This window comes from Sphingobacterium populi (genome assembly GCF_001586775.1).
In the GTDB taxonomy this organism is placed as follows: Bacteria; Bacteroidota; Bacteroidia; order Sphingobacteriales; family Sphingobacteriaceae; genus Sphingobacterium; species Sphingobacterium populi.
On record NZ_LQXS01000005.1, the window covers coordinates 81,352 to 105,604 of the forward strand.

Annotated in this window: 20 protein-coding genes and 2 pseudogenes; all 22 read left to right on the forward strand. The window is 43.2% G+C overall.

Annotation, left to right across the window (positions count from 1 at the left end; genetic code table 11):
* Nucleotide 1: 1 nt before the first annotated feature.
* Nucleotides 2-244 (forward strand): ATP synthase F1 subunit epsilon, encoded by a 243-nt coding sequence (gene atpC / locus A0125_RS12590; protein ID WP_066756758.1) that lies wholly within the window; start codon nucleotides 2-4, stop codon nucleotides 242-244.
* A gap of 373 nt (nucleotides 245-617) precedes the next feature.
* Nucleotides 618-1,508: a branched-chain amino acid transaminase gene (locus tag A0125_RS12595; RefSeq protein WP_066756761.1), complete on the forward strand. Its 891-nt coding sequence runs from the start codon at nucleotides 618-620 to the stop codon at nucleotides 1,506-1,508.
* Nucleotides 1,492-3,192 (forward strand): dihydroxy-acid dehydratase, encoded by a 1,701-nt coding sequence (gene ilvD / locus A0125_RS12600; protein ID WP_066756763.1) that lies wholly within the window; start codon nucleotides 1,492-1,494, stop codon nucleotides 3,190-3,192. Before A0125_RS12595 ends, ilvD begins: the two co-directional genes overlap by 17 nt.
* A gap of 33 nt (nucleotides 3,193-3,225) precedes the next feature.
* Nucleotides 3,226-4,960: pseudogene (ilvB, locus tag A0125_RS12605) on the forward strand (biosynthetic-type acetolactate synthase large subunit).
* Nucleotides 4,961-4,972: 12 nt separating this feature from the next.
* On the forward strand, nucleotides 4,973-5,563 hold the full coding sequence (gene ilvN / locus A0125_RS12610; protein WP_066756766.1) for an acetolactate synthase small subunit: 591 nt from the start codon (nucleotides 4,973-4,975) through the stop codon (nucleotides 5,561-5,563).
* Between the two features lie 14 nt (nucleotides 5,564-5,577).
* A complete protein-coding gene (locus A0125_RS12615) occupies nucleotides 5,578-6,042 on the forward strand; it encodes a DinB family protein (protein ID WP_066756769.1) in 465 nt (154 codons plus the stop codon).
* 37 nt (nucleotides 6,043-6,079) lie between these two features.
* Nucleotides 6,080-7,561 carry a ketol-acid reductoisomerase gene (gene ilvC, locus A0125_RS12620; protein WP_066757266.1) on the forward strand — a complete coding sequence of 494 codons (1,482 nt, stop codon included), beginning with the start codon at nucleotides 6,080-6,082 and terminating at the stop codon, nucleotides 7,559-7,561.
* A 116-nt stretch (nucleotides 7,562-7,677) separates the two neighbouring features.
* Nucleotides 7,678-9,093, forward strand: a complete 1,416-nt coding sequence (gene leuC, locus A0125_RS12625; protein ID WP_066756772.1) for a 3-isopropylmalate dehydratase large subunit — start codon at nucleotides 7,678-7,680, stop codon at nucleotides 9,091-9,093.
* A 35-nt stretch (nucleotides 9,094-9,128) separates the two neighbouring features.
* Nucleotides 9,129-9,890 carry a class I SAM-dependent methyltransferase gene (locus A0125_RS12630; protein WP_066756775.1) on the forward strand — a complete coding sequence of 254 codons (762 nt, stop codon included), beginning with the start codon at nucleotides 9,129-9,131 and terminating at the stop codon, nucleotides 9,888-9,890.
* A 17-nt stretch (nucleotides 9,891-9,907) separates the two neighbouring features.
* Complete coding sequence (locus A0125_RS12635) at nucleotides 9,908-10,189, forward strand: antibiotic biosynthesis monooxygenase family protein (RefSeq protein ID WP_066756778.1); 282 nt, start codon at nucleotides 9,908-9,910, stop codon at nucleotides 10,187-10,189.
* Between the two features lie 47 nt (nucleotides 10,190-10,236).
* Complete coding sequence (locus tag A0125_RS12640) at nucleotides 10,237-11,040, forward strand: methyltransferase domain-containing protein (protein WP_231863229.1); 804 nt, start codon at nucleotides 10,237-10,239, stop codon at nucleotides 11,038-11,040.
* Between the two features lies 1 nt (nucleotide 11,041).
* Nucleotides 11,042-11,641 (forward strand): 3-isopropylmalate dehydratase small subunit, encoded by a 600-nt coding sequence (gene leuD, locus A0125_RS12645; protein WP_066756784.1) that lies wholly within the window; start codon nucleotides 11,042-11,044, stop codon nucleotides 11,639-11,641.
* Nucleotides 11,634-13,100 carry an ATP-binding cassette domain-containing protein gene (locus A0125_RS12650; RefSeq protein ID WP_066756787.1) on the forward strand — a complete coding sequence of 489 codons (1,467 nt, stop codon included), beginning with the start codon at nucleotides 11,634-11,636 and terminating at the stop codon, nucleotides 13,098-13,100. Before leuD ends, A0125_RS12650 begins: the two co-directional genes overlap by 8 nt.
* A gap of 24 nt (nucleotides 13,101-13,124) precedes the next feature.
* Complete coding sequence (gene leuB, locus A0125_RS12655) at nucleotides 13,125-14,204, forward strand: 3-isopropylmalate dehydrogenase (protein ID WP_066756789.1); 1,080 nt, start codon at nucleotides 13,125-13,127, stop codon at nucleotides 14,202-14,204.
* Nucleotides 14,205-14,246: 42 nt separating this feature from the next.
* A pseudogene (locus A0125_RS12660) lies at nucleotides 14,247-15,010 on the forward strand (2-isopropylmalate synthase); the annotation flags it as partial.
* Between the two features lie 81 nt (nucleotides 15,011-15,091).
* Nucleotides 15,092-15,400: a homocitrate synthase/isopropylmalate synthase family protein gene (locus A0125_RS16665; protein ID WP_410528184.1), complete on the forward strand. Its 309-nt coding sequence runs from the start codon at nucleotides 15,092-15,094 to the stop codon at nucleotides 15,398-15,400.
* A 31-nt stretch (nucleotides 15,401-15,431) separates the two neighbouring features.
* Complete coding sequence (gene ilvA / locus A0125_RS12665) at nucleotides 15,432-16,679, forward strand: threonine ammonia-lyase IlvA (RefSeq protein ID WP_082785035.1); 1,248 nt, start codon at nucleotides 15,432-15,434, stop codon at nucleotides 16,677-16,679.
* A gap of 137 nt (nucleotides 16,680-16,816) precedes the next feature.
* Nucleotides 16,817-17,380: a serine hydrolase domain-containing protein gene (locus A0125_RS16430; RefSeq protein WP_066756795.1), complete on the forward strand. Its 564-nt coding sequence runs from the start codon at nucleotides 16,817-16,819 to the stop codon at nucleotides 17,378-17,380.
* Nucleotides 17,371-18,633 (forward strand): DUF3471 domain-containing protein, encoded by a 1,263-nt coding sequence (locus tag A0125_RS16435; protein ID WP_066756804.1) that lies wholly within the window; start codon nucleotides 17,371-17,373, stop codon nucleotides 18,631-18,633. Before A0125_RS16430 ends, A0125_RS16435 begins: the two co-directional genes overlap by 10 nt.
* Before the next feature lie 372 nt (nucleotides 18,634-19,005).
* On the forward strand, nucleotides 19,006-21,993 hold the full coding sequence (locus A0125_RS12680) for a SusC/RagA family TonB-linked outer membrane protein (protein WP_066756807.1): 2,988 nt from the start codon (nucleotides 19,006-19,008) through the stop codon (nucleotides 21,991-21,993).
* Between the two features lie 31 nt (nucleotides 21,994-22,024).
* On the forward strand, nucleotides 22,025-23,524 hold the full coding sequence (locus tag A0125_RS12685) for a RagB/SusD family nutrient uptake outer membrane protein (protein WP_066756810.1): 1,500 nt from the start codon (nucleotides 22,025-22,027) through the stop codon (nucleotides 23,522-23,524).
* Between the two features lie 479 nt (nucleotides 23,525-24,003).
* On the forward strand, nucleotides 24,004-24,237 hold the full coding sequence (locus A0125_RS12690; RefSeq protein WP_066756813.1) for a glutaredoxin family protein: 234 nt from the start codon (nucleotides 24,004-24,006) through the stop codon (nucleotides 24,235-24,237).
* The last annotated feature ends 16 nt before the right edge of the window (nucleotides 24,238-24,253 follow it).

Here is a 24,253-nt window from a genome sequence, read left to right on the forward strand (position 1 = left end):
TATGAAATTAACAATCATAACTCCCGATAAGTTAGCATACGAAGGCGATGTAACAGCAGTAACCGTACCCGGTAGTGCTGGTTCTTTCCAGATATTGAAAGATCACGCAGCAATCGTATCTACATTGGAAGATGGTAAAGTAATCATTAATACGGGTACTGCAGAAGAAGTATTCCAAATCAAAGGTGGCGTTGTTGAAGCTAAAGACAATATCATAACGGTATTAGCCGAAGGTATACGCTAGTAGATTTTTTCAAAATCACCAAAGAGATTAGCCTCTTAAAACATACTGTTTTAAGAGGCTTTTTTTATAAATTAAGTATCCCTATTTGGCATTTTAGGCAGAAAACTACCGGCCTAGCAAAAAAATTGAATTCCACAAGGGTAGACTGATTTTAATATTAGTCTACTTTAAACAAAATAAAATTTCACAAAAAAATCATTTACTCAAAATTTAAAATCACAAATAACACGATTGCCAAATAAAAAACTTTTTTAAAATTCAACCAAGCGCTATTGCTTTAAAAATACATTCGCTTTATCTTACAAAAACAAAAAGGGAAGACCTGTCTCTACTATGATGACATCAGACAGCAGATCGTAAAACCAGGAAAGCTATGCAGTATTATAATCAAGACACGTACATTTATTTAGATGGCGAATTTGTAAAGGCGAGCGAAGCGGGCACAGACTTCTTCGGGCAGGCCTTGCACTACGGTTATGGTGCCTTTGAAGGGCTACGCGCATACAGCACACATAATGGTGTTCGTATGTTTAAAGCGGAAGCTCACTTTGATCGACTACGCACTTCTTGCGAATCGATTAACTTGCCTTTTCCTTGGTCTACACGCGAACTGATTGAGCAAACTTACGAGTTGCTAGCAAAAAACAATATGCGTGCAGCCTATATCCGACCGCTCGTGTTTTCAGGCTCCAATATGCATCTGACTTCTGCGGCCAACTCCAGCATTGTGATTGCCGCTTGGGAATGGGGACCATTCTTAGGTCAGAATTTGCTCAAAGTTTGTCTTTCTGACATTCGTAGACCGCATCCAAAATCTTTCCAGATCGATGCCAAGATTTCGGGTCAGTACATTAATGCGATTCGTGCTACGAGTGATGCCATCCGCAAAGGCTTTGACGAAGCGCTGATGCTCGATCAAGATGGTTTTGTGGCACAAGCGTCGAGTGAAAATCTTTTCATAGAAAAAGATTTCAAGTTATACACCCCACCTGTACAACACGTCTTCCCTGGTATTACTAGACAAACGGTCATTGACATCTGCCGGGATCTCAACTTCGATCTCATCGAAAAAAGATTAACTATTGAAGATTTATACACAGCAGATAGTGCATTCTTATGTGGTACAGCAGCAGGTATTATTGGAATTAAACAAATAGATGATACAGCCTATCCTGAAGATTGGGAACACACGATAGGCGCATCCATACAACGTACATACAAAAAATTAGTATTAGAGCAAGAGAATTATGAAGTCATCATCTGACAACGAAAACACGTTAAACAGATATAGCCGCATCTTTACACAAGATGCCACACAACCAGCCGCTAAAGCAATGCTTTACGGAATTGGATTGACTGATCAGGACATGGCGAAGGCACAAGTCGGCATTGCCAGCATGGGATATGATGGCAACACATGCAACATGCACTTGAACGACCTCGCAAAAGAAGTCAAAAAAGGTGTTTGGTCTGAAGATTTAGTAGGATTAATATTCAATACCATCGGTGTGAGTGATGGGATGAGTAATGGTACAGACGGTATGCGCTACTCCTTGGTGAGCCGTGATGTCATCGCAGATAGTATTGAAACTATTTGTGGCGGACAATATTATGATGGCGTGATCGCCATCCCCGGTTGTGACAAAAATATGCCCGGTGCTATTATGGCGATGGCACGTTTAGACCGCCCTTCTTTAATGGTGTATGGAGGTACGATTGCTCCAGGCCATTATAAAGGTGAAGAATTGAATATCGTATCCGCATTTGAAGCCTTAGGACAAAAAATCTGTGGCAACATTTCGGACGAAGATTACGAAGGTGTCATTAAACACACCTGCCCAGGCGCTGGCGCATGTGGTGGTATGTACACCGCTAATACAATGGCTTCGGCGATCGAAGCATTGGGCATGAGCCTTCCCTACTCGGCCTCGAATCCTGCAGTAAGCGCAGAAAAAAAACAAGAATGTCTTGATGCTGGAAAATACATTCGTATTCTGTTAGAAAAAGACATTAAGCCGTCCGATATCATGACGCGTAAGGCATTTGAAAATGCCATACGTAGTATTATTGTATTAGGCGGTAGTACCAACGCGGTGCTACATTTCATTGCCATCGGTAAAGCGATTGGTGTAGAGATTACGCAAGATGACTTCCAACGCATGAGTAATGAAACGCCTGTATTGGCAGATTTCAAACCGAGCGGCAAATACTTAATGCAAGATTTACATCAATATGGCGGTACGCCAGCCGTGATGCGTTACTTATTGGACGAAGGATTGATCCACGGTGATTGCCTTACCGTAACGGGGAAAACTGTCGCAGAGAATTTGGCTGATGTAAAATCGATCATCGATTACAATCAACCGATTATCCGCCCATTATCTGATCCAATCAAAGCAACGGGCCACTTACAAATATTGTACGGAAATATTGCTGAAAAAGGCTCCGTGGCCAAAATATCAGGTAAAGAAGGCGAGCGTTTTGAAGGACCTGCCCGCGTTTTTGATGGCGAGCAAAACCTCATTCAAGGTATTTCTTCGGGACTCGTAAAACCAGGCGATGTTGTTGTTATTACAAACGCAGGACCAAAAGGAGCGCCAGGCATGCCAGAGATGTTAAAACCAACCTCTGCTATTATTGGTGCAGGTTTGGGTAAATCGGTCGCATTGATCACAGATGGTCGCTTCTCAGGCGGTACACACGGTTTTGTCGTTGGCCACATCACACCAGAATCGTATGCCGGCGGATTGATCGGTTTGATCGAAGATAATGACCATATCGTGATCGATGCCGTTAATAACACCATCAACGTTTCGTTGACCGACGAGGAAATTGCTGCTCGCCGAGCCAGATGGCAACAACCAGCATTAAAAGTATCCAAAGGAGTATTATATAAATATGCAAAAACGGTGGCCGACGCTTCCGAAGGCTGTGTAACAGATCTTTAATCACGTCGAGACACCCTTTACGCGGAATATATCATGAGCACATTAGAAAAAACGCAGTTAGAAAAAGAAACGGCTACGACAACCCAATTAAGTGGTTCGCAAGCGGTCTTGGAAGCTTTGCTTCAAGAAGGCGTAGATACCGTATTTGGTTATCCGGGCGGCGCGATTATGCCGATCTACGATGCCTTGTACGATTACAATGAGAAATTGAAACATATTCTCGTGCGTCATGAGCAGGAGGCATACATGCAGCACAAGGTTATGCACGTACTTCTGGGAAAGTTGGCGTGGCATTCGCGACCAGCGGCCCAGGAGCAACTAACTTGGTTACAGGACTGGCAGATGCTATGATTGATAGCAATCCAATTGTTTGCGTGACTGGGCAGGTTTTTGCTGCATTACTAGGTACCGATGCTTTTCAAGAAACAGACGTGATTAATATCACCACACCCGTAACAAAGTGGAACTACCAAGTGACCGATGCCAATGAAATACCAGAGGTAATGGCCAAAGCATTCTATATCGCCAAAACTGGCGCCCCGGCCCAGTGTTAGTGGATATCACCAAGAATGCACAACTTCAGTTGTTTGACTTTTTGGGGTACAAGAAATGTAACCATATTCGGAGTTATCGACCAAAACCAGTAGTGCGTAACGAATACATCACGCAAGCTGCCGAGGTCATTAATAAAGCCAAGAAACCATTTGTACTATTCGGACAAGGTGTGATCTTGGGCAAAGCGGAAGCCGAATTCAGAGCATTTATAGAAAAAGGTGGCTTTCCAGCTGCTTGGACCGTCATGGGATTAAGCGCATTGGAGACAGAACATCCACTGAATGTAGGAATGTTGGGCATGCATGGTAATTATGCGCCCAACGTCATGACGAATGAGTGTGATGTGCTGATAGCTGTCGGTATGCGTTTCGATGACCGCGTTACGGGTCGGTTAGATAAATATGCAAAACAAGCCAAAATTGTACACTTGGATATTGACCCTGCCGAGATTGATAAGAATGTGAAATCTACCGTACCCGTTTGGGGAGATTGTAAGGAAACGCTACCAGCGCTTACTGCACTGCTACAAGAAAACGATCATAGCGCTTGGGTGGGGGAATTCCGCGAACTGGAGAAAGAGGAAATCAAGGAAGTAATTCAAGATGAACTGAACCCTACGACCGATATCATGACGATGGGCGAAGTGCTCAAAACCTTAAATGAACTGACCAACGGCGATGCAATTATCGTGACCGATGTAGGCCAACACCAGATGGTGACTTGTCGTTACGCTAAGTTTAATTCCAGCCGATCCAACGTCACTTCGGGCGGTTTAGGTACGATGGGATTTGGTTTACCAGCTGCTATTGGAGCTTGGTACGGCGCACCGCATCGTGATGTAGTCGCCATTATCGGCGATGGCGGTATTCAGATGACGATTCAAGAACTAGGCACCATCATGCAATTCGGTGCAAAAGTCAAAATTTTGATTTTGAACAACGAGTTTTTAGGAATGGTACGTCAGTGGCAGCAGCTCTTCCATCAGCGCCGTTACTCTTTTGTAGACATTACCAGTCCAGATTTCGTAGCCGTGGCCAAAGGATACTACATCAACGGCAACAAAATTTCGGAGCGCAAGGACCTGAAATCTGCTTTGAAAACGATGTTAGATCACGACGGGGCTTATTTATTAGAAGTCATGGTAGGCAAGGAAAACAACGTGTTTCCAATGGTGGCGCAGGGTACTTCGGTTTCAGAAATACGGTTGAAGTAAAAGAAATTAGAAATGGAAAAGCAAGAATATACCATCACCTTATACACCGAAAATTCGATCGGGATGATCGGTCGTATATCTACGATATTTTCTCGACGCAAGATCAATATTGAGAGTCTAAACACCTCGCCATCTGAGGTGGAAGGCATACACCGTTTTACCATCGTCATCAGCGAAAGCGAGGAAGTGGTGCGCAAACTATGCCGTCAGATTGAAAAACAAGTCGAAGTATTGAAAGCGTACTACAATACCAACGATGAGTTGGTATGGCAAGAACAAGCATTATATAAAGTTCCTGCTGACGTGATTGCAGAAAAGGCCTACGTGGAGCGCTTGTTACGTCAATATGGCGCGAGTGCCGTCGTGATTCGTAATGATTACATCGTCTTCGAGACTGCAGGTCATCGCGAGGAGATCGACCGACTAACAGCCGAACTCACCAAATATAATTTGATTGAATTCGTGCGTGGCGCCCGTATTGCCATTATCAAAGAAAGCGCTGGTTTCCACAAGAAATTGAAAGAGTTTGAACAACAAGAACCATCTCCTGATGTGGTCGAGAACGAATTCTTGGATCAACAGGATCGTGTATTTACCATGTAATCTCCGAAGCAGCAATGACAGAAGTATTCCAATTTATTCGCGATTCTAGGCGAGCCTTTATCGAACTATTAGATACGCTAACGCTAGAGCAGCTCAACGAAATTCCGGCAGGATACAATAATAACATCATCTGGAACTTTGGTCATATCGTTGTGTCAACACAAGGTTTGTGTTACACGCGATCAGGCATCCGACCAGACACGAATGATATTTCCTATTTTTCGACGTATGCTAAGGGTACCAAACCAACGTACTTCGTTGATCAGGCAGAAGTAGATGCGCTAAAAAAATTGGCGATCGATACGATAGATGTGTTGCAGCGTGATTACGAAGCAAATGTATTCGCAGATTTCAGCCCATTTGAGACAAGTACATACAAAGCCACACTACACACGATCGAAGACGTCATCGTGACCACGGCCGGTCACGACAATTGGCACTTTGGCTATGCCACAGCGCAAAAAAGAAGCATTAAATAACCTCAATCGATATCTAAAAAAATATAAATATAGAACAATGGCAAATTATTTTAATACCCTATCACTTAGAGAGCAATTAACCCAATTAGGACATGCTGAATTTTTAGACGCTAGCGCTTTTACAGATGGCGTTGATGCACTAAAAGGCAAGAAAATCGTAATTGTAGGTGCTGGCGCACAAGGTTTGAATCAAGGTTTGAACCTTAGAGATAGCGGTTTAGATGTTTCTTACGCGCTGCGTAAGGAGGCCATCGAGCAAAAAAGAGATTCTTGGAAAAACGCCACAGACAACAATTTTGCTGTAGGCACATACGAGGAGTTAATCCCTTCGGCAGATCTTGTGATCAACTTGACACCGGATAAACAACACACAAATGTCGTAAACGCAGTACAACCTTTGATGAAAGAAGGTGCTACTTTGTCTTATTCGCACGGTTTCAACATCGTAGAAGAAGGATTGCAAGTACGTAAAGATTTGACCGTTATCATGGTAGCTCCAAAATCTCCAGGATCGGAAGTTCGTGCGGAGTTCTTACGCGGTTTTGGCGTCCCTACGCTTATTGCCGTTCACCCAGAAAATGATCCACAAGGAAAAGGATGGGCAGAAGCCAAAGCTTACTGTGTAGGTACAGGTGGGCACAAAGCCGGTGTATTGAAATCTTCTTTCGTAGCCGAAGTAAAATCGGATTTGATGGGTGAGCAAACCATCTTGTGTGGATTGCTACAAACAGGTTCTATCCTATCTTTCGACAAAATGGTCGAAAAAGGAATCGATGCCGGATATGCTTCAAAATTAGTACAATACGGTGTAGAAGTGATCACCGAAGCCTTGAAACACGGTGGTGTTAGCGGCATGTTGGATCGCTTAAGCAACCCAGCAAAGATCAAAGCTTATGAACTTTCAGAAGAATTGAAAGACATCATGCGTCCATTATTCCAAAAACACCAAGACGATATTATGTCGGGCGAATTCAGCAAAACCATGATGGAAGATTGGGCAAATGACGATGTCAACCTATTGAAATGGCGCGCCGAAACAGGTGAAACTGCTTTCGAAAAAACACCGGCTGGCGATGTACAGATCAATGAGCAAGAATACTTTGACAATTATACATTAATGGTTGCCTTCGTACGTGCTGGCGTAGAATTGGCCTTCGAAGTGATGGTAGAAGCAGGAATCAAACCAGAAAGTGCATATTACGAATCATTACACGAGACACCATTGATCGCTAACACGATTGCCCGCAAGAAATTATTCGAAATGAACCGCGTGATTTCTGATACCGCAGAATATGGCTGTTATCTATTCGATCAAGCATGTAAACCATTGTTGACGGACTTCATGAGAACGGTAGATACGGATGTTGTTGGCAAAAACTTCAACGATGGCAAAGACGGTGCAGTCGACAATTCGAAGTTAGTATCCATCAACGAAAAATTGCGCAACCATCCGGTAGAAATCGTTGGGCGTGAACTACGTAAGGCGATGAAGGCCATGAAAACGATCAAAACGGCTTAAACGAGAAATCAGGATAATCCATTAAAATTTTCGTAATTTTGATAGACATATCACGGGTCAAATTGACGATATGTCAAGACCCGTATCCATAATACCACAATTTGAGAGAGAGCATAATGGGAAAGACATTAGTAGAAAAAATTTGGGACGCGCACGTTGTGAAACGCCAAGAAGGTTTTCCAGACATCCTGTATATCGATACACACCTCATCCATGAGGTGACTTCGCCACAGGCTTTCGACGGATTACGCAAGCGTAATTTACCGGTGTTCAGACCGAATCAGACGGTAGCGACAGCCGATCATAACGTACCGACAATCGATCAGCACCTGCCAATCAAAGAAGAATTATCCAGATATCAGGTCGATATGTTGAGCAAAAACACCAGCGAATTTGGTGTGGAGCTTTACGGATTAGGCCACCCATATCAAGGAATCGTACACGTGATTGGTCCTGAGTTGGGTATTACTTTACCAGGAAAAACCATGGTATGTGGCGATAGCCATACTTCTACGCATGGCGCTTTTGGCGCGATTGCTTTCGGAATCGGAACCTCACAAGTAGAGCAAGTTTTTGCTACGCAATGCTTGTTGCAACAGGCACCAAAAACCATGAAAATCGAGGTTAATGGCACATTGCAGCCGGGCGTAGGTGCTAAAGACATCATTCTATATATTATTGCCAAAATTTCTGCCGCAGGCGGAACAGGCTATTTCATTGAATATGCCGGCTCTGCTATTCGTGCTCTGAGCATGGAAGCAAGAATGACGATCTGCAACATGAGTATCGAAATGGGTGCACGTGGTGGACTGATCGCTCCAGATGATATTACTTTTAATTACATCAAAGGGCGCGAATTTGCTCCAAAAGATCAGAAATGGGACGAATCATTAGCGTACTGGAAGACTTTGTATTCTGACGAAGATGCGCAATTTGATGCTGTCTTAGAGTTTTCGGCAGAAGATATCGAGCCGATGGTAACCTATGGTACCAATCCAGGAATGGGAATGGGCGTCACTGAGCACATTCCGGCAACAGAAGCGCAACCAGAATCTGAACGGCCTTCATACAAAAAGGCATTAAACTACATGGGTTTCGAAGACGATCAGCCGCTTTTAGGCCGTCCGATCGACTACGTATTCATTGGTAGCTGTACCAATTCCCGTATCGAAGATTTGCGTGAAGTTGCCAACTTCGTACGTGGCAAGCAAAAAGCAGAACAGGTAGAAGTATGGATTGTTCCTGGTTCGAAACAAGTAGAAGCGCAGGCCAAAGCCGAAGGCATTGACAAGGTTTTGGAAGCGGCTGGTTTTACATTGCGTGAGCCGGGCTGTTCAGCTTGCTTAGGAATGAATGAAGATAAGATTCCTGCCGGAAAATATTGTATATCCACGTCGAACAGAAATTTTGAAGGTAGACAAGGTCCTAATGCACGTACCTTGTTAGCGAGCCCGTTGACAGCCGCTGCAGCAGCCATCACAGGCAAGATTACGGATATCCGCGAATTTTTGGGTGCAGAAGCTGTCGTTTAAAACTTTCTTTCATTCTTCATAAGCGCTAAATCACTATGCCAGCAATCAATTGGGACACCAAGCTATACAAGGAACAGCATCAATTCGTATCTGATTACGGTGTTGATGTATTGCAGTGGCTTGATCCTCAAGCTGGCGAACACATTTTAGAGATCGGGTGTGGCACCGGCGATTTGGCTCACAAGATACATGCTACCAAAGCTACGTTGATCGGTGTTGATGCCTCGGCAGACATGGTTGCATCAGCCAAGCAGAAATATCCAATGATCCAATTTGAGCAGAAAGATGCTGTTCAATTGGATTACCAAAACAAGTTCGATGCCGTATTTAGCAATGCGACATTTCATTGGATCGAAAATCAAACTGGCTTGTTGAACGGCATCTACAGTAGCTTAGTTACAGGAGGTCGTTTGGTAGCCGAATTTGGTGGCAAAGGAAATATCCAATCCATTGTCGATGCCATCGCATCTGCAGCTGTACAATTGGGAGTACGTAATCGTATTAAAACTGATTTTTGGTTTTTCCCTTCTATTGGGCAATACGCTACCATGTTAGAGTCAGCAGGATTTGAGACCGAACAAATGTGGTTGTTTGATCGACCAACAAAATTGGTGGGTGCAGATGGAATGCTTAAATGGATCCATCAATTTGCACCGCATGCCTTTGTACAGCTAAGTGCCGAAGAAGCTAGCGCTGTAACGAATCTTGCGATCGAAAGACTGAAGCCAGATTATTTTAAGAATGGCGAGTGGGTAGCGGACTATAAAAGATTGAGAATAAAAGCGGTAAAGAAGTAAAACACAACGTAAAAAAAATGACACTGGAAGTAGCCATATTGCATATCAAATCAGGACTTTCTCCGGCCTTTGAACAAGCTTTTTCAAAAGCGGAAAAGATTATTTGCAGTATGCGCGGTTACATGTCACATGAACTAAAAAAATGTATAGAAGAACAAGACAAATATATTCTTTTAGTAAAATGGGAAACTTTGGAAGACCACACACATGGTTTCCGTCAATCTGACGAATACCAAGAGTGGAAAGCCTTACTGCATCATTTTTACGAGCCATTTCCAGTGGTAGAACACTATGTATAGATCTTTTATTTTTTTGACTTCGAAATATGTGTAATATCTGCGAGACCGTGACAGCATCAGAAAACAAAATAATAGATAGAGCATCGCAAGGTGTGGCTACAGTTTTCAACCGAAGAACACTCGATCAAGATTATCGAACGTTAAAATCGGCATTGAGACCAGGTTTACGCGTCTTAGACATCGGATGTTCGACTGGAGCAATTACAAAAGACATTGCTAATATTGTAGGGCCGACTGGCTATGTTGTCGGAATTGACAATACGGCATCATTTATTGAAGAGGGAAAAAAACAGTATACTAATATTCAAAATTTGGAACTCCTACATTGTGAATTGTTAGATTTTGAGAGCGATCAACAATTTGATCTCATCGTATCGGCACGCACATTTCAATGGATTTCTACACTAAATACAGCTATTGAAAAAGTCAAGCGCTTACTAAAACCTAATGGACAGGTTTCTATTCTCGATTATAATCACGAAGCCATCAATTGGAATCCACCCATTCCAAAGAGTATGGACAACTTCTATCATATGTTTTTGATGTGGAGAAAAGATGCTGGCATGAATAATAGAATTGCTTATGATCTGGAAGAATTGCTGGAAGAACATGGATTTGGGCAGGTTGAAGTCATTAACGCCGATGAACATTACGAAGGCAACAACCCTTTACATATAGACAAAATCAAAGTTTGGTCGCAGGTAGCCAGCTCCAAACAAATGGTTGACGAAGGTTATATTTCCGAACAAAACCGTTTAGAAGCCATTCAAGATTATAATCATTGGGCTGATCACGATGCTATCAGCATGACCATGAAATTGAGAGAAGTACGAGCAATATTAAAACAATAATATGAAAAAATTTGAAACATTACATTCTTCGGTAGTACCATTGCCGATAGAAAATATTGACACCGACCAGATCATTCCGGCACGTTTCCTAAAAGCAACGACGCGCGAAGGTTTTGGCGACAACCTATTTCGCGACTGGCGCTTTGATGGCGACAATCAACCTAAGGCTGATTTCGTGATGAATGATGCAACCTATTCGGGGAAAATCTTGGTAGCAGGTAAGAACTTTGGTTGTGGTTCATCCCGTGAGCACGCTGCTTGGGCTATTCAAGATTATGGATTTGATGTAGTTATTAGCTCCTTCTTTGCCGATATCTTTAAAGGTAACGCACTTAATAATGGCGTACTTCCGATTCAAGTGACCGAAGAGTTCTTGGAAAAGATCTTTGCATCCACATTTAAAAATCCGGAATCCAAACTGGTAATCGATCTAGAAGCGCAAACCGTGACTATTCAAGATAGCAATGAGTCATTCTCCTTCGAAATCAATCCTTATAAAAAATCATGTTTGATCAATGGATATGACGACATTGATTATATCTTAAGTCACCGTTCGGAAATCGAAGAATTCGAAAAAACGCGTCCATATAGCTATGTCTAAACCACTGGTTCACATACAAGACCTTTGCATACGATACGGTTCTAAAACTGTGTTGCAGGACTTGGTGTGGACTTATGAGCATGGCACACATTGGGCGATTGGTGGCGAAAGCGGGTCTGGAAAAACAACCTTAGCGCGTGCACTGGCCAATCAAATCCCTTATCAGGGTACGATTGAGTTGAATTTGCCAAGCGATAGATCGCCTGCTGTACTTTACGTTCCTAACTGGTATCAGTTTACCAACTTAGAAGGCGATCGCAACTTTTACTATCAGCAACGCTACAATACCCATCAAGGGCGAGATACCAAAACGGTAGCTGGCGAATTAGCGTATTTTGCAGAACAGGAAAACCTTGTTTTAGCAGCAGCAATTCCCTTTGTGCAAGCGCTGGGATTTGAGCAGCAAATGGATTCGCAATTGATTGAACTTTCTAGTGGCGAACACAAGAAATTACAGTTAGTAAAAGCACTGTGGAGCAATCCACAGCTTCTCATCATTGATGAGCCGTATACCGGTTTGGACAAAGCATCAAGAAAATCACTAAACGATTGTATTGACAGCTTGGCCGCACAAGGCACACAGGTAATTTTATTGACGAATGACACCAACTTACCGCAATGCATCAATGCATTCGCAATCGTGCAATCTGGCCAGTTACGAGAAGTAGCTAGTCCGGATGATTTTATCGTGGCTAAGCCGCGACAATCACGCGCTTTACCCGAATTTCTAAAAGCAGCACCCGAAGCAACTAGCGAGCAAATCATTCAGCTCAACAACATACATGTTCGCTATGGCGACAAAACTGTTTTGCAGGATATCTCTTGGACCGTCAACCGAGGCGACAAATGGGTCATTCAAGGTGCCAATGGATCGGGAAAATCTACCTTATTGAGCCTCATCAATGGCGATCATCCTCAAGCATACGGTTTAGACATTCGCTTGTTTGGCAATCAACGTGGTTCTGGCGAAAGCATCTGGGATATTAAGCAAAAGATCGGGTTAATTTCGCCCGAAATGCACTGGTATTTTGACCAAACTGCTACTGTATGGCACACCGTCACGTCGGGATTTTTCGACAGCATCGGCTTATATGCTGAAGCCTCTTTTCAACAAAAGAAGCAAGTGGATGAATTGCTACATTTTTTTGATCTGTATACTGTCAAAAGCGAACTGCTGAGCACGTTGCCTTTAGGCAAACAACGTTTGGCATTATTGGCCAGAACAGTGATCAAAAATCCACCATTATTGGTATTGGATGAGCCCTGCCAAGGTTTGGATCAAACGCAAACACAATATTTCAACGACGTAGTAGATGAATTGTGCCAACATGGCAAAACATTGCTTTACGTCGGGCATTACGAAAGTCAATTACCTCAATCCATCGACCACCGTTTGGTATTGGAAAAGGGAAAAATAGTTAAACCACAACACAAAATTATACTAGAAGAACGAGTGTAAAAACTCGACAAGTAACGACATAACATGAAGAAGAATATATTAATCATCCCGGGTGATGGTATCGGACAAGAAGTAACAGAGTGGGGTAAGCAGGTACTGGAAGTAATCGCTTCCAAATTTGGACATGAGTTTGCCTTTGACAACGCTATTATGGGGCATACTGCGATCGAAGCTACAGGCAATCCACTGCCTGACGAAACTTTGGCAAAAGCCAAAGCTTCTGACGCGATTTTGTTCGGCGCGATTGGTCATGCTAAATACGACAATGACCCTTCTGCCAAAGTACGCCCCGAGCAAGGTTTGTTGAAAATCCGCAAGGAACTGGGTTTGTACGCTAACTTACGCCCTATTTTATTGTTCGATGAGCTGTTGGATGCTTCTAGCTTAAAGCCAGAAATCCTTCGCGGCACCGATATATTATTCTTCCGTGAGTTAACTGGTGATGTATATTTCGGCGAGAAATTGCGCAATGCCGATAATACATTTGCTTCCGACCTAATGAATTACCACCGCTACGAAGTAGAGCGCATTGCACGCAAAGCGTTTGAAGCGGCGCAAACACGTGGCAAACGTCTTTGCTCGGTAGATAAAGCCAATGTATTAGAAACCTCGCGCCTTTGGAGAGAAGTAGTGCAAGGATTGGCCGCCGAATACCCCGATGTTGAAACCGAGCACATGTTTATCGACAATGCGGCTATGCAATTGGTCAAAAATCCAAAGAAATTTGATGTGGTATTGACCGCGAATCTATTTGGCGATATCTTGACCGACGAAGCTTCACAGATTGCTGGCTCGATGGGCATGCTCGCCTCCGCTTCTATTGGCGATGGCACCGGATTTTTTGAACCGATTCACGGATCTGCACACGATATTGCTGGCCAAGACAAAGCCAATCCATTAGCCTCTATCCTATCAGCAGCATTGATGTTGGACATTGCTTTCGGATTGCAAGAAGAAGCAAAAGCTGTAACCGACGCCGTAGACCAAGCATTGAAAGCAGGTTGGAGAACGAGTGATATCGCGGTGAACGATACGCCTACCGATCGTATCTTGGGCACTGTCGCCATGGGCCAAAAAGTCATTGAATTATTGAAGTCAAGATAACCGATATATAAACATACTGTAAAGTACTAAATTTCGAAACTTATGTTACACGATCCGAATCATTTGTATATCTTCGACACCACGCTCAGAGATGGTGAACAAGTACCTGGCTGTCAGCTAACGACACCAGAAAAAATCGAAATAGCCAGGGATCTGGAAACGCTAGGCGTGGATATCATTGAAGCAGGTTTTCCCGTATCCAGTCCCGGAGATTTCCAATCCGTTGTCGAGCTTTCCAAAGCCGTGGACAATGTCATCATCTGTGCCCTTACGCGGGCAAACGAAAACGATATCAATATCGCAGCCGAAGCTTTAAAATATGCCAAACGCCCACGTATCCACACCGGCATAGGTTCGTCAGACATGCACATTAAGTACAAATTTAACAGCACACGTGAAGAAATATTAGATCGCGCAGTAGCCGCTGTTAAACATGCCAAAAGTCTGGTAGAGGATGTAGAGTTCTTTGCTGAAGACGCGGGACGCGCCGATCTTCCATATTTAGCGCAGATGGTCGAAGCGGTGATTGCTGCAGGTGCTACTGTCGTTAATATTCCAGATACCAACGGCTACTGCTTGCCAGATCAATATGGCTCCAAAATCCAATATCTGAAAGAAAATGTGAAGAATATTGATCAGGCGATCATTTCAGCACATTGCCATAATGACCTAGCTTAGCCACTGCCAATTCAATCGCGGCCGTTCAACAAGGTGCACGTCAGGTAGAATGTACCATTAATGGTATCGGCGAGCGCGCAGGAAACACTTCGCTAGAAGAAGTAGCGATGATCTTGAAAGTACATGCCGCGCACTTCCCTGGCCTTACGTCGAACATCAACAGCAGGCTGTTCACCGCCATTTCACAAAAAGTGAGCTCAATGATGCGCATGCCGGTACAACCTAACAAAGCTATCGTCGGTAAAAATGCCTTTGCACACAGTTCAGGTATTCACCAAGATGGTTTCTTAAAGCACCGCGAGAATTACGAAATCATCCGCCCAGAAGATGTAGGTTTGGATGAAGCTGGTATTATTCTTACCGCTCGCTCTGGTCGTCATGCATTAAAGCATCATCTTGAGCGATTAGGTTATACCTTGGATAAAGAAGCCTTGGCATCTACCTACGAGCGTTTTCTTGTATTGGCAGATGCCAAAAAAGACATTGTAGACGAGGATCTTTTGACCTTAGTCAAATAACTCGTCTTCTATACATAACAATAAACAATACATGAATCTATCCACGTTGGAAATCGACTGTCTGGCTGCCAAAGAACGTATCCAAGATGTCGTTTTTCGCACGCCATTACAATACAATCATCACCTGTCGGAAAAGTACGGCGCAGATATCTATCTAAAACGTGAAGACCTACAAGTTGTGCGTTCGTACAAATTGCGCGGTGCATTCAATAAGATTAGTAGCCTGTCGGCAGATGATTTAAAGCGCGGCGTCGTATGTGCCAGTGCGGGCAATCACGCTCAGGGCGTGGCACTGTCGTGCAAAAAATTAAACATTAAAGGCGTAATCTTTATGCCTGGACCAACGCCACGCCAAAAGATTACACAAACAGAAATGTGGGGCAATGGCAATATAGAAATTGTATTGACCGGCGATACGTTTGATGATTGCCAAAAGGCCGCTTTGGATTACGCAGCCGAACACTCCATGGTATTCATTCCACCGTTTGATGACATCAAGATCATCGAAGGCCAAGGTACCGTAGCAGTAGAAATCTTGGAAGACTTGCCTGATGTCGAAGCGGTAATTATGCCCATCGGTGGCGGAGGATTATCTTCCGGACTGAGCTTGTACATGAAGCAGTATTCGCCTACAACCAAATTATATGGTGTAGAGCCAGAAGGTGCTCCATCTATGCAAGCTGCAATGGAACATGGTGGGCCAATCGAGTTAGAAAGCATCAACAAGTTTGTGGATGGTGCTGCCGTGAAGAAAATAGGCGTGCTGCCTTTTGCCATCTCTAGTGAATTATTGGATAGCGTACGATCCGTGCCCGAAGGTAAAATCTGTACAACCATTCTGGAGCTGTATAACAAAGATGCCATTGTAGCCGAACCTGCTGGAGCATTATCTATCGCTGCATTAGATTTTCACCAAGAAGAGATTCGCGGGAAAAAAGTTGTATGTATTGTTTCGGGTGGCAACAATGATATCGATCGCATGGGCGAGATCAAAGAGATGTCATTATTGTACGAAGGTATCAAGCACTATTTTATTGTGCGTTTTCCACAACGTCCCGGTGCATTAAGATTATTAGTAACCGAAGTATTGGGACCAAAAGATGATATTACCCGCTTCGAATACATTAAAAAAACCGAGCGCGAACGCGGACCAGCACTGATTGGCGTCGAGCTCGGCTCCGCCAAAGATTACACCAGTCTAATCGAGCGCCTCAAAGCGTATAAGTTCGATTTTATTGAAATCAATAAGGATCAAACGCTTTTTGAGTATTTGGTGTAATTCATTCAAGTAACAACTTCTATCCGAAGCTATAGCACAAAATAAATAAGCAATATTTTATACTAAAATTGCTTATTTATTTTGTGATTAGTACTAACTTAGGGTCACCAAATATCCTATTATTAGTTTAAGTTAGTATGTCTTCAAAACACCACTCTCTTATCATAGGCGCTGTCTTAGCCGCGCTTTTACTATTGGTATGTAGCATAGCAACGAAAGCTCAAACAACCACATCCGTTGATTGGTCTGCTATGGATTCTGTGCTAGAGAAAGTACGAGAAGATTATCATGTAGCCGGATTTTCAGTCGCAGTCGTACAAAAGGATAGTTTGCTCTATAGCAAAGGCTTCGGTTTTAGTAACTATGAGGATAAGTTACCTGCTACGCCACAAACTTTGTATGCTATTGGCTCTTCAACCAAGGCCTTCACGGCAGGATTAATCGGTAAAATATTTGGCGACAGCTTGTCTTTAGACGATAAAATCACCCAACATTTGCCTGCCTTACGTTTTCAAGATGGACGCGAAAGCCAAGTGACTGTACGTGACTTGATGGCGCACCGTACCGGACTTTCTCGATATGACCTTTCATGGTATCTATTTAATACCAGTAATCGCGACAGCCTATTAGCTCGCGTACAATACATGAAACCGACTGCGACCTGCGAACTACTTATTTTTATAACAACTTCATGTACCTAGCACAAGGCATGATTGCAGAGAAGATGACTGGAAAATCTTGGGAAGATAATATTCGCACGCATTTTTTTAATCCGCTTGGCATGTCGCAAAGTAATCTCAGCATTGCCGCCATGAAAGCTGATAAAAATGCTGCTCTGGGATATACCGTAGACGACAATAAAAACATTACCTACATGCCTTACTACAATATCAATGGCATGGGGCCAGCGGGCAGTATCAATAGTAGCGTAGCAGAGATGGCGAATTGGTTGAAAGTTTGGTTGAATGGTGGAAAGTTTAACGGGCAGCAAATTTTACCTGCAAGCTATGTGCAAGAAGCCATGAGCTCGCAGATGGTAATGGCTGCCAGTTTGCCAACCTCAAAGCGTCCTGATCTACATTTTGCCAATTATGGTTTAGGATGGATGACAGCGTCCTACCGAGGTCACTATCGCGTGGAACATGGAGGTAACATCGATGGATTTTCAGCATCTGTTGCTTTCTTTCCTAGCGATTCTGTAGGCATTGTGGTTCTGACCAATCAAAATGGTTCCGATGTTCCAGGCGTAGTACGCAATTTGATCTCGGATCAATTGTTGGGATTATCATATGTAAATTGGAATACGCGTGGTGTGGAACAAGATAGCGCAGAAACGGAAATAAAGCCTCTAGAAGAAGATTTAAAACAAGTGAAAGGTACAAAGCCATCCCATTTGTTAGCGGATTATGTTGGACAATATCATCATCCAGCTTATGGTCAATTAGAGATACGCTTCGAAAACGGTGTTTTAAAAACACATTTAGCGACAAAAGAACACAGCTTGGAGCATTATCATTATGACACGTTCACGCTTAGAGAGCGAAGTACAGATAAAGAGAAAAAGCAAGATGACGATGAAGCGCAAAAGATTACTTTTCACACCGACTTTGATGGCAATATCAAAAGTGCCGAAATAGATCTTCCAGAATCCTTTGAATTTGCACGAAAACCTGCGGCAAAGGAAGTAAGCACAAAAGATATAGCGGCATATGTCGGCCAGTACATAGTTGGTAATATGAAGATTACTATCACTGCAAAAGACGGTATCATCTATATGGACGTACCCGGACAGAAAAATTATGAAACAGTATCTCAAGGCAATCATAATTTTAAGATCAAGGATCTTGCTGGTTTTGCGATTCGCTTCGAAATAGATGAAACCAGCGCAAGGGCAACCAATCTCTATGCAATCCAACCGAATGGCACTTTCGTTGCAAAAAGAATTAATGAGTAGCATGTTCTGATAGAATATAGATACTCGGCTTGTTGTACCATCTTTTATGATTAATTTCATAATATCGAGACAATAAAATCATTCCACCAATAAGCTGCTAACACTCACCAACTGCTTGTACGAGTACTTGGTAACTTCATTTTTTCTTAACTAATGAACTCATAGCGGCAATCCTCATTTTCAAAACTAATTTTCCTAAGACGGAATAATTTTATACATTTTTATTCCATCCGCACCATTTTTTATTACATTTGGTTACTATACCTAGTAATATATAAACTTAGAAAATGTACGCTTTGGCGCAGATTAATCACACTGCCCCAAATTTTGAGCGTAGAAACTACTATTTTATAAACTTAAAATACAACACAGATGAAATCAAAATTACCTTCTCAAGGTATTCGCATGCTTGTGTCTTCGCTCGTACTTTTCCTACTGTATGGAAATATCGCGTTTGCGCAAAATGCTACCTTCAATGGCAAAGTTATGGGGGATGGACAGGCTATTTCTGGAGCCACCTTGACCTTAGTAGAGTTAGATCGTAAAGCAGGCACCGACGCCAGTGGCACATTTAGTTTCAGTGCGGTTGCACCTGGAAGCTACACGTTAATTGTTTCCTTTCTAGGCTATGAAACATACCGAGAAACTGTTAGCGTCACCGAGGATATGTCGCCATTGAACATTAATTTGCAAGCTTCTTCCAGTGACGATATTGGAGAGATCACCGTCGTTGGTTACGCATCCGTACAGCGCAAAGATCTTACTGGCGCAGTTACAAAAGTGAGTGAAAAAGATTTTAACCAAGGTCCATTCACTGCACCAGATCAATTGATACAGGGTAAAGCTCCAGGCGTGCAAATGATTAATAATAGCGGCCAACCTGGTGGTGAAACGACTGTGCGTATCCGTGGTAACTCGGCCGTAACTGGCGATGGCCAACCATTATATGTCGTGGACGGAATCGCTTTAGATGGTCGCTCCCCTCGTCCCGATCGGAGTGCTGCTACAGGATCGACGCCCGGCGGAAATCCATTGGTGTTTCTCAACACTTCGGATATCGAAAGTATGGAAATCCTCAAAGATGCTTCTGCTACTGCGATCTACGGCGCACGCGCAGCTTACGGGGTGGTTTTAATCAATACCAAACGAGGCAAAGCAGGCGATTTGCAGGTCAATGTAAACGCTTCTACTGGTGTATCCTCCTTGATGCGTCGTTTGGATATTCTAGATGGAAATCAGTTTCGTAATGCATTAAATAGTTATGGTATTACGGGAGGTGATCTAGGCGATAATGTGGATGCGATGGGCGCGATTACACGTAATGCCATCATCCAAGATTACGCAGTATCAATGAGTGGTGGAACCGAAGATGCCAAATTCCGCGCTTCCATTGGTTACCAAGACCAAGAAGGTATTCTCATCAAAAGTGGCTTTAAAAAGGTTGCAGCTTCGGTCAACGGAAATTTTCGTATGCTGGAAAGCAAAAAGTTAGGTCTTGATTTGGGGTTGATCGGTACGCAAACCAATGAGCAATTGGCCGCAGTGACGACTGATGCCGGTTTTGAAGGCAGCTTAGTAGGCCAAGCATTGAATTGGAATCCAACTGAACCTTTGTACAATCCAGATGGATCGCTCAACATTAAATACGGTACTTCTATCATCAACCCATTGGGAATGGCGGAGGCCAACAACGATCATGCACGGGTATCTACTATTATTGGTAGCGTCTCGCCATACTACAAATTCAATGACTGGTTGGAATATCGTGCACTTGGCGCTGTAAATTACAGTTCTGGTATTCGTCGTGCTTCTACCAGAAGCTGGATCAATATCCCAGGTATTGTAGCCGATCAGGATGGTGGAGCATTGGGTGGCGAAGCTTCTTATGCGAATAACGAACTGATGACTAGCCAATTGACACACACCTTAACATTCAATCGTGAGATTGCCAATAAGTTGAATTTAAATGCAGTCCTCGGCTATGAATACATGAATTTCATGTACAAAGGAATGGATTTCCGAGGGATCAATTATGGCGATATAGATATCGATTACACCGATGCGTTACAAGCCGGATCTAGCGGAAACCGCACAATCAATTCTTTCAATGATCCAACTACTGAATTGCAATCTTACTTCTTCCGCGCTATATTTAACTACGACTCTCGCTATTTATTGACAGCCACTGTACGACGTGATGGTTCTACTAAATTCGGAGCTAACAATAAATACGGCAACTTTCCTTCTTTCTCGGCCGCCTGGAATATCCGCAATGAAAGCTTTATGCAGGATGTCGCTTGGTTAAGCGAATTGCGCTTACGCGCTGGTTGGGGACGTACCGGTAACCAAGAATTCCCAGCCGGATCAGCCATTAATCGTTATGGCTTTATTAATGATAATGCCGTGCGACCGATCAATAACGGAAATCCAAATTTGCGCTGGCAAAGTGACGAGCAGCTGAACATTGGTTTAGACTTTGGATTGTTTGGCACCAAGTTAACGGGCTCGATTGATGTTTTCGACAAGAAAACCACCGACCTACTCTATCCGACTATTCCATTGTATCCAAATGCACCAGACGCCCCTATCATTTACAGCAATCTGGATGGAGAGATCCGTAATCGCGGGGTAGAATTTGGCTTGCATTCCAACGTCATTCAGAAAGAAAACTTGACTTGGAATATCGGGGCTAATCTGACTTTATTGAAAAATGAAGTGAACAATATGAATAATGTAATCCTGACAGGAGCACTGAGTGGCCAAGGTGTATCCGGAGCTACCATACAAGTAATCCAAGCAGGGCTACCCATGTTTGCTATGATGACACGTGAATATTTAGGATTAAGTCCAGAAGGATTTTCAACTTATACAGACGACGGCTTTAGCATGCTATATATGGGCAATCCAAATCCTAGTGCCTTGATTGGTTTTAGTACCGATATAGCATACAAAAGATTTACTTTCTCTGCTAACTTCAATGGTATGTTGGGGCAAGATATTTATAATAATACCGCCAATACGGTATTACCAATCACCAATTTGGGCGGATTTAGAAATATCGCATCAGGATTGCTGAACTCCCCTATCCAGGAATCACTGACCAACTCGGCCGCACCTTCCTCCCGTTTTATAGAAGATGGTAGCTATATTAAATTGGCGAACGCAACGATCGGTTACCAGATAGGAAATATCGGCGCCTCGTTGAAAAATCTAAATATCTTCTTCAACGGGACGAATTTATTGCTATTCACCAAGTACACCGGGTTTGATCCAGAAGTCAACACCGCCAAAGGTGTCGGCAACACCGGTTCTGCTGGAATCGATTACATTGCTATCCGCCAGCACGAACTTTCAATCTAGGCGTAAACTTCTCTCTCTAATTTCCGAAAACATGAAAAAGCACATATATACCATAATACTAGCGAGCTGCATTGCATTGAGCGGATGCACCAAGCTAGATGAAAAACTCAATGGGCAAATCTCGGACACTAATCCAGGAGCAGTAAATGCGACGGCTTTGCTGCAAGGAGCTTATATATCTATGCGCTCGCCGTACCAAGGGAATGGTGGCTGGTGGGCATTACAGCAAACAACTTCAGACGAAACGATCCCTCCGACACGTGGTGGTGACTGGGACGACAACGGCGCTTGGCGCGCTTTATTCTTACATCAATGGCAGGCCGATCACGTCCGCATTCACGATGTATTCCGAAACCTGAACGCTGTAAGCTATGCCGGTACAGATCTATTGCGATACGATCCTACAGCAAGACAAGCGGCAGAAGCACGATTTATCAGAGCCTTTGCGCAGTTTTCTATTTTGGACGGCTGGGGGCAAGTGCCTTATCGCGAGCCTGGAGAAGATATTTTGGGCATGCCTCGTGTACGTGGAGCAGAAGAGCAGATAGCCTATTTAATCGAAGAATTAAACGAGATCATGTCGGATTTGCCAACAGGTAATCCTCAAGTAGCGAACCAAGACGCTGCTCGCATGTTGCTCATGAAAACATACCTCAACAAAGGAACCTTCCTTAACAGGGAAGCACCCACTTTTAGCAATGAAGATATGCAAATGGTCGTAACTTTGGCCGACCAAATCATTGGCCGCTACTCACTTGCTGAAAACTATTTTGACAATTTTGCGCTCAACAATCATGAGTCGCCCGAGAATATCTTCGTTGGTGCAAACATTGGTGGCAGTAATTCTGGAGATATTTATTCCCTGCTAAGAACTACTTTACATTACAACATGAATCCGAGTGGTTGGAATGGTTTTGCTACGCTATCCAACTTCTATGATAAGTACGAGCAAGACGATCAGCGTCGTAGTTCCACGTATCCCGGCGTGACCAATATCTCGGGCATGAATATGGGCTTCTTATTGGGTCAGCAGGTAAATGCTCAAGGTGAAGCACGAGAAGACCGCCGCGGCAATCCGTTGAGTTTCACTCCAGAAGTAAGTATCATAGAACGTGGAAACAATCTGGAAGTAACAGGAATACGTGTAGTAAAATATGTTCCAGATTATACTAATATTGGTGCCGGCCATGCAGAGAATGACTGGGTATTCTATCGCTATTCGGATGTGCTACTGATGAAAGCTGAAGCCTTACTTCGTATGAATCAAGCTGCAGCCGCTTTGTCGTTGGTGAATGAAGTCCGCACGCAAAGAAACGCAACGCCGTTGGCCACACTGACGACAGACAATTTATTGGATGAGTTAGGTCGCGAATTCTTCTGGGAATCTCACCGCCGAACAGATTTAATTCGATTTGGCAAGTACTTAGATGCCTGGCAAGAGAAACCAGCATCCGATCCCCGTGCCTTGCTGTTCCCGATTCCTTTAAATCAATTGGGCAATACCAATCTCACACAAAACCCAGGTTATTAGACAACATCTCCTAGTCAATTTACCGATTAAAATTGCAATTCCTTCGGACAGCAAATCCGAAGGAATTGCTTTTTTTGGGGATGTGCTACCTGTGTTTTCATGATTAATTACTATACAAAATTTATTCAACATGACAAATAATAAAGTCGCCATTTTCATGCTATTTTTACGTAAAAATTAACGTAGATTTGGGCGATATCTCGCGAAAATATTTGTGGCTTTTCAAAGTTATCCACATACTTTACACTTTGTATATCAGCAGATTAATAATTTCTACATTCGGGAAGCGAACTTTAGCCGCCTTGCATTCTCGAGATGTGGAAAAGTCCGACTCACTCGCGCAGATAAAATATATGATCTTTGTTTAAGACAAAGGAATCGTTGCGATTCCGATTCAATAGAATATTTATTTATGGCAAACGTAAGCTGATCCCAAAAAGGTTGGCTTAAAGTTACCCCCCAAAAGATTTTAAATAGACATGGCAAGAATCATTAAATTTGAAAAGAATGACTGTGCACCATGCGCACAGGTATCTTCCTACTTGGACAACAAGGGTGTATCTTACGAAACAATCAATCCATTTGATGAACCGGAGTTGGCAGTAAAATTCAAAGTACGTACCGTTCCTACCGTACTCGTACTTGAGGAGGACGAAATCAAACATAGAATCATTGGCTTCAAACCAGAGGAACTAGATCATATCGCGTTGTAAACCGTATTGTAAACCC